The 6,845-nt window shown below is 72.0% G+C and carries 5 protein-coding genes and 1 pseudogene; all 6 read right to left on the bottom strand.

The window, feature by feature from the left end:
• Nucleotides 1-224 (bottom strand): annotated as a pseudogene (locus BM430_RS20180) (IS110 family transposase); the annotation flags it as partial.
• Nucleotides 225-475: 251 nt separating this feature from the next.
• Nucleotides 476-1,609, bottom strand: a complete 1,134-nt coding sequence (locus tag BM430_RS20175; RefSeq protein WP_244539572.1) for a CaiB/BaiF CoA transferase family protein — start codon at nt 1,607-1,609, stop codon at nt 476-478.
• Nucleotides 1,610-1,634: 25 nt separating this feature from the next.
• Complete coding sequence (locus BM430_RS20170) at nt 1,635-3,071, bottom strand: aldehyde dehydrogenase family protein (RefSeq protein WP_093569036.1); 1,437 nt, start codon at nt 3,069-3,071, stop codon at nt 1,635-1,637.
• 136 nt (nt 3,072-3,207) lie between these two features.
• Nucleotides 3,208-4,845: a hypothetical protein gene (locus tag BM430_RS20165; RefSeq protein WP_093569035.1), complete on the bottom strand. Its 1,638-nt coding sequence runs from the start codon at nt 4,843-4,845 to the stop codon at nt 3,208-3,210.
• A 281-nt stretch (nt 4,846-5,126) separates the two neighbouring features.
• Entirely contained in the window at nt 5,127-5,429 is a 303-nt protein-coding gene (locus BM430_RS20160; RefSeq protein WP_093569034.1) for a hypothetical protein, read from the bottom strand.
• Nucleotides 5,430-5,501: 72 nt separating this feature from the next.
• Entirely contained in the window at nt 5,502-6,650 is a 1,149-nt protein-coding gene (gene argE / locus BM430_RS20155) for an acetylornithine deacetylase (protein ID WP_093569033.1), read from the bottom strand.
• Nucleotides 6,651-6,845 lie beyond the last annotated feature (195 nt).

Here is a 6,845-nt window from a genome sequence, read left to right as displayed (position 1 = left end):
AGCAGCCGCACCTCGTGGCCCAGGTCACGGATCTGGCGGGCCCAGTGATGGGCGGTGGCGCAGGCCTCCATCGCCACGATCGTCGCGGGGACCTTCTTGAGCGCCGGCAGCAGCTTGTCGCGCGACAGGCGCTCGGTGCTCACCACGGCGCCTTGCGCGTCCTGAGCCTCGAACTGGAAGACGGACTTGGCGATGTCCAGGCCGATGATGCTAATCTGCGTCACGGACGGTCTCCTCGGTTGGGTATTCAGACGACCCCAATCTGGCACCTATGATGCCGGCGGGGGCCGTCCACCCCAACATCCCGGGGCCGCGATAGCGGAACCCGGGATCCATAACCGCTGGCGATGCCGGATGAAGAGGTGCGCGTTCCGACATCTTCTGGAACGTCGGCGGTTATGGATCCCGGGTTCTCGTCTTCGACGAGCCGCGGGATGACGCCGAGAGATCTGGACAGGGCCGGATGCCCTCACCTCTACGCTGCGAATTCCCGCCGGATCGCCTCGCTGTGCTCGCCGATCCCCGGCACGCGCCCCAGCACCGGCGCCTGCCCGTTGCGGAGCGCCGGCGGCGCCACGATCGAGGCCGGACCGGCATGGGTCTCGACGGTCACCCGCCGCAGCGCTGGATGCGAGACGAGGTCGGCGAGCCCGTTGACGAAGCCGAAGGCCGTCCCGGCCTCGCGCAGCCGCGCCGCCGCCTCGTCGCGGCTGAGGTCCGAGAAGACCCGCGCCACCACGGCATCGACCTCGGGGCGGTTCGCCACCCGGGCGTTGTTGCTCTCGAACCCCTCCCGCGACGGCAGGTCGGGCTGGCGCAGGAACTCGGTGCAGAACTTGCGCCATTCGCGCTCGTTCTGGATCGAGATCAGCACCAGGGCCCCGTCCCGGGTCGGGAAGGCGCCGTAGGGGCAGATCGACGGGTGGGCGAGGCCGACCCGCTGCGGCGCCCGGCCGGTTCCCTCGAAGTACAGCAGCGGCACGTTCATCCAGTCGGCCATGCCGTCGAACAGGCTGACCTCGAGCTTCGCCCCCTCGCCGGTGATGCCGCGGGCGATCAGCGCCTCCAGAACGGCGGAATGGGCCGCCATGCCGCAGGCGATGTCGCAGACCGACACCCCGACCCGGCCAGGACCGGCCGGGTGGCCGGTGATCTCGGCCAGCCCGCTCTCGGCCTGGACCAGGAGGTCGTAGGCCTTCATGTCCGAGTACGAATGCCCGGAGCCGTAGCCGGTGACGTCCACGGTGATGAGCCGCGGATAGCGCGCCCGCAGCTCGTCCGAGCCGAACCCGGCGCGGGCGGCCGCCCCCGGCGCCAGGTTCTGGATGAACACGTCGGCCGTTGCGAGGACGGCGTGGAGGAGCCGGGCATCGCCCGGATCCTTGATGTCGGCGACCAGGCTCTCCTTGCCGCGGTTGAGCCAGACGAAGTAGCTCGCCAGGCCGTTCACCGAGGCATCGTAGCCGCGGGCGAAGTCGCCCTCCGGCCGCTCGATCTTGATGACGCGGGCGCCCGCGTCGGCGAGGCGCGAGGAGCAGTAGGGGGCCGCCACCGCCTGCTCCAGCGCCACCACGGTCAGGCCGCTGAGCGGCAGGACCTTATTCCCCACTGCCCCACTCCCCGCAGCCATGATGTCAGACCCCGTGCTTGATCGCGATCATCTTCATGGAGCCGAAGCCGTAGAGCGCCTCGAAGCCCTTCTCGCGGCCGTGGCCCGAGCCCTTCACGCCGCCGAAGGGCAGCTCGACGCCGCCACCAGCGCCGTAATTGTTGACGAAGACCTGGCCCGACTTGATGCCCTTCGAGAGGCGAAGCGCCTTGCCGAGATCCGAGGTCCAGATGCCGGCGGCGAGCCCGTACTCGGTGCCGTTCGCCACCTTCAGCGCCTCGGCCTCGTCGCGCACCCGGATCGCCACCAGGACGGGCCCGAAGATCTCCTCCTGGGCGAGGCGGTGGTCCGGCGGCACGTCGCCGATCAAGGTCGGGCGGACGTAGTAGCCGTCGCCCGGCACGTTGGTGCCGAGCTCGCCCTCGGCCAGGATGGTCAGGCCGTCGCGGCGGGCGAGGTCGATGTAGCCCTGCACCCGCTCGCACTGCTTGGCGTTGACGACGGGGCCGAGGTCGAGGTCCTGCTCGCCCGAGCCGACGCGCAGGTCCTTGAAGCGCTTGGCGAGGTCGGCGACGAAGCTGTCGTAGATCGTGTCCTCGATCACCACGCGGGAGCCGGCCGAGCAAGTCTGTCCGGCATTCTGGGTGATCGCCTTGACGATCACATTGCCGGCCTCCGACAGGTCGGCGTCCGCGAAGACGACCTGGGGCGACTTGCCGCCGAGTTCGAGCGTGACCGGAATCGTGTTCTTGGCCGCCGCGGTCTGGATCAGCGTGCCGACCTCGCGCGAGCCGGTGAAGCTGATGTGGTGGATGCCCTTGTGGGAGGCGAGCGCCGCGCCCGCCTCCTCGCCGAGGCCCGTCACCACGTTGAGGCTGCCGGCCGGGAAGCCGGCCTCGGCCGCGAGCTTGGCGAGGTGGAGCGCCGAGAGCGAGGTGTCCTCGGCGGGCTTGAGCACGACCGCGTTGCCCATGGCGAGCGCCGGGGCGACCGAGCGGCCGGTCATCTGGAGCGGGTAGTTCCACGGCACGATCACGCCGACGACGCCGTGCGGCTCGTAGACGGTCATGACCGTGAAGCCGTTCTGGAACGGGATCGTGTCGCCGTGCACCTTGTCGGCGGCGCCGCCGTAATACTCGAAGTAGCGGGCGCAGACCTGGGCGTCGTTGCGGGCGAGCGTCAGCGGCTTGCCGACATCCTCGCTCTCCATCTTGGCCAGGATGTCGGCGTCGCGGCGGATCAGCTCGGCGAGCTTCAGCATCAGCCGGCCGCGGGAGGCGGCGTCGAGGCGGCCCCACTCGCCGTCCATGGCGGCGTGGCCGGCCTTGACGGCGTCGTCGATCTCCTTGGCGCCGCCGCGGGCGATGCGGGCCATTTCCTGGCCGTGCGACGGGTTGACGACCGGCAGGGTCGCCTCGCTACCGGTCCAGGTGCCGCCGATGAAATGCTGGTGGGCGTTCATGCTTCAACCTCCCGTGGCGGCCGGCTGCCGTGGCGGCAGCCGGCCTGCTCTTGGGCGCGGTGTTACCGCGCCGGGAGGTCGTAATCCAATATCATCGACGGGTGCACGCGATAGAATCGCGATATGGCGCCGGGCGTCAGCCGCGGCGCTGCACCGCGAGGGTCTGACGGGCGATCTCGGCGGCAAGCGGGATCTCGTCGATCGGCGTCTCGTCCAGGAAGGCGCGGGCGACGAGGGCGAGGTCGATCCAGGCCTCGGCCGCCGGCATCTTGCGCCGGCCGCGGCCGACCTTGGCCGGCGCGCCCGCCTCCGCCGCACCCTGCGCGGCCTTGGCGATCCAGGCGAGCAGCTCTCCGAAATAGGCCCGCTGCGGCTCCACGATCCGCGACAGCACCGCGCCCTGCCGCTTGCGGCCGGCGGTGAGGGTGGCGACCGTGACCTTGATCCCGTCCGGCTCGAACCAGCTCTCCGGGAAGTGGTAGGCCTTCGCCCAGGTGCCCGACGCGGCGAGCGCCGTGTTCGTGGCGCCGTCCGAGCGGCGCTCCTCCGGCAGCCCGTCGAGGAGCTGCGCCACGATCTGACCCGGCTCCAGGCGCGCCGGCGCGATCGGCGGCAGGCCGACGAGATCGAGGAAGCGGAGCAGCTCGAAGGGCGGCGGCTCGCCCGCCGACAGGCCGGTGGCGAGGCCGTGGGCGATCAGGTCGCGGGCGAAGCCCGGCGAGGTGTCGAAGCAGTCGATGTTTCGCGCGATCCCGTCGAGGAACTGGGCGGCGCCCTCGGGGCCGACATCGTCCTGCAGCACGGTCTCGCGCAAGCCGTGGCCGTGCTTCATCAGCAGGGCCGCGAAGACATGCCCGTCGGCGCCGTCGACGAGGGCGAAGAGGCTCTGCGCCCCGCCGCCATCCACGCCGGTGGCGATGAACCGGACCGAGCGCGCCGGCCCGGCGGCCTCGGCGGGTCGCGGGCTCAACCCTCGCTCGCGGCAGGCTTTGATCGCCGCCGCGACCGGCTCCTGCACCGGTTCCGGCAGCCAGGGCCGCATCCGCACCAGCCGGTCGGCGCTCGCCGCCGAGACGCGGCCCCGCCCCGCCGCGGCGGCCAGGCGCTCGGCCACCGCCCGGGCGACGTCCGGATCCGGATCGAGGAGCCAGCCGAGGGCGGCCTCGCCCATGGCCGGCACGTCCGAGTCGATCAGGGCGCCGATCGCCGTCCGGCGGAGGTCGTCGGGAAAGAGCGCGAACTGCTCGCCGAGCTGCTCGTGGATCAGGAACGGGTCGTGATCCATCGCCTCGGCCAGTTGCGCGAAATCGGCGGCGATCGCCTCCGGGGTCGGGGCCGGCACGCCCTCCATCGGCGCGCGCGCCGCCGCGACGATCAGGTCGCGCACCTCGTCCGGAAGCGGCAGCCGCGCCGCGTTGAATTGCTGGGCGAGCCCCAGGAGCAGGTCGGGCGGCAGCGTACCGTCCTCGGCCGCCTCGACGAGGCGCTCGAGCAGCCCCATGAGGGTCAGCGCGGCCTGGCCGCCCTGCTCGGCCTGGACGCCCATCCGGAGTTCGCCGAGGGCGCCGCCGATCAGCATCAGCAGGGCGGTGCAGCGCTCCTCGTTGCGCCGCTTCTTGCCGCCTTCCGCCTCCAGGAGGTCGAACAGGGCCTCGGGCGCGCCGTCCAGGGTGACGACGTCGAGCGTCAGGTCCGGAAGCGTGGCCCCCAGGGTCCCGGACCGGATCTTCTCGGCGAGCTCGTCGGCGAGGACCGCCAGGAACACGAGGGACATCGCGTGCCCCTCGGCGGCGATCTCCTCGGCGGAGCGTGCGGCCGTTCTCCGCGTGGGCTTCTTCGCGGGTTTTCCGGCTGACGCCGTCTTGGTCGTCCTGTCGGTGGATTTCTTGCCGGTGGATTTGCTCACGGTCCTGGCCATGGGGCGACCTCGGCAGATTGAAGGGGACGGCCCGGATCGCTCCGGGGATCGTTGCCTTCAAACTGTCGAGGCCGCGGCCGGTTGCCAAGGCGGGGACGGCGCGCGGCGCGCTCCATCCCCACGTCAGTAGGCTTGCCTTACTTGCCGCCGCCGCTGTTGCCGCTGCCCTGCGGCACCGCCCGCTCGGGCTGGCCGGCATTGCCGCCGGCAGCCGAGTTGTTGGTGATCGTCGAGGCGCCGGTCGGCCCGGGCGCGATCACGCCGCCGGCGCCGCCGCCGGTGTTGTTCTGCATCGGCGCCACGGTGCCGGTGGTGGCGGGTCCCGTCTGCATGGTGCCGGTGCCCATGGTGCCGGGGGCCGCGGAGGGGGCGGCGGTCTGGGCCGACGCCGCGCCGGCGACGAGAAGGCCGGCGGCGAGTCCTGCGAAAATCGAACGCATGCTGCTCTCCTGTCGGATCCCGAATTCCTCAGATCCTGGACCCGACAACGCCTGCAGATTGATCCGGTTCAACTATTTTCGACTGTGATGACCGATGATGCGGCGCAGCATCGCGCAGCATTCCTCCAGATCGGCGCGCCCGATCGACTCGTCGGGCCGGTGCGCCTCGGCGATGCGGCCGGGCCCGCAGATGATCGACGGGATGCCGGCCGCCTGGAACAGCCCGGCCTCGGTGCCGTAGCTCACCGCCCCCAGGGCCTCGCGGCCGGACCAGGCCTCGGCGAGGCCGCGCAAGGGAGCGTCGTCAGGCAGGTCGAGGGCGGGGTAGAGCGACAGCACCTCGCTCTCGACCGCGACCGTGCGGCCGGCCGCGCGGAGCGGTGCCACGAGGGTCTCGATGCCGGCCTGGAGCGCGTCGTGGATCGTCATCGGGTCGGTGCCCGGCACCGCGCGGGCCTCCCACTCGATCCGGCAGGTGTCGGGCACGACGTTGACCCCGGTGCCGCCGGCGATGATCCCGACCTGGAGCGTCGAGGCGGCCGGCTCGAACAGCGGGTGGAACGGCCCCTGGCGGGAGAACCCCTCGTGCAGGCCGCGCACCAGCCCGACGATGTCGGCGGCGAGATGCACCGCGTTGTCGGCGAGGTCCGGCCGCGAGGAATGGCCTGCCCGGCCGCGCACGGTCAGGCGCCCCGCCACCTTGCCCTTGTGGCGCAGGACCGGACGCATCTCGGACGGCTCGCCGACGATGCAGGCCTCAGGCGTCGCGCAGAGTTCGGGCAACCGCGCGATCATGTGGCGGACGCCGACGCAGCCGACCTCCTCGTCGTAGGACAGGGCGAGATGGATCGGGCGGGCGAGAGGTGCGCGCACCATCTCGGGCACGAGCGCCAGCAGACAGGCGACGAACCCCTTCATGTCGACGGCGCCGCGCCCGACCAGACGGTCCCCGATCGCCCGCAGGGCGAAGGGATCGCCGCTCCAGCCCTCGCCGGCCGGCACCACGTCGAGATGGCCCGACAGGACGATGCCCGGCACGTCGCGTGGGCCGATCGTGGCGAACAGGTTGGCGCGGTCGCCCTCCGGCCCCGGCAGGACGTGAGCCTCGACGCCGTGGCGGGCGAGGATGTCGTGCACCCACTCGACGATCGCGCCGTTCGGCGTGCGGCAGACGGAGGGGAACGCGACGAGGTCGGAGAGGAGGGCGGCGGCGTCGGTCATCGGGGCTCTCGGGCGGGGCTTTGATGGAGCATAGCGCGGGCGGGCGGGCGCGCTTCGGCCGAACCGGGGGCTGCGGCGGCAGAACCTGCGGCGGGAGATGCTCGGCGCGGCAGGAAACCGTGATCGCCCCGGCGGGTGCGGGTCCGGGCGAGTTGCCAGGTGACAATTCTGGCAACCATAGATCCGGTGAGCGCC

This window comes from Methylobacterium sp. 174MFSha1.1, assembly GCF_900116815.1.
Classification (GTDB): Bacteria; Pseudomonadota; Alphaproteobacteria; order Rhizobiales; family Beijerinckiaceae; genus Methylobacterium.
This window is presented reverse-complemented; position numbering and strand designations above follow the sequence as displayed.

Excerpts from the sequence above, each read along its gene's own strand:
- argE (WP_093569033.1), bottom strand. The coding sequence starts at position 6,650 with ATGACCGACGCCGCCGCCCTCCTCTCCGACCTCGTCGCGTTCCCCTCC.
- BM430_RS20160 (WP_093569034.1), bottom strand. The coding sequence starts at position 5,429 with ATGCGTTCGATTTTCGCAGGACTCGCCGCCGGCCTTCTCGTCGCCGGC.
- BM430_RS20170 (WP_093569036.1), bottom strand. The coding sequence starts at position 3,071 with ATGAACGCCCACCAGCATTTCATCGGCGGCACCTGGACCGGTAGCGAG.
- BM430_RS20165 (WP_093569035.1), bottom strand. The coding sequence starts at position 4,845 with ATGTCCCTCGTGTTCCTGGCGGTCCTCGCCGACGAGCTCGCCGAGAAG.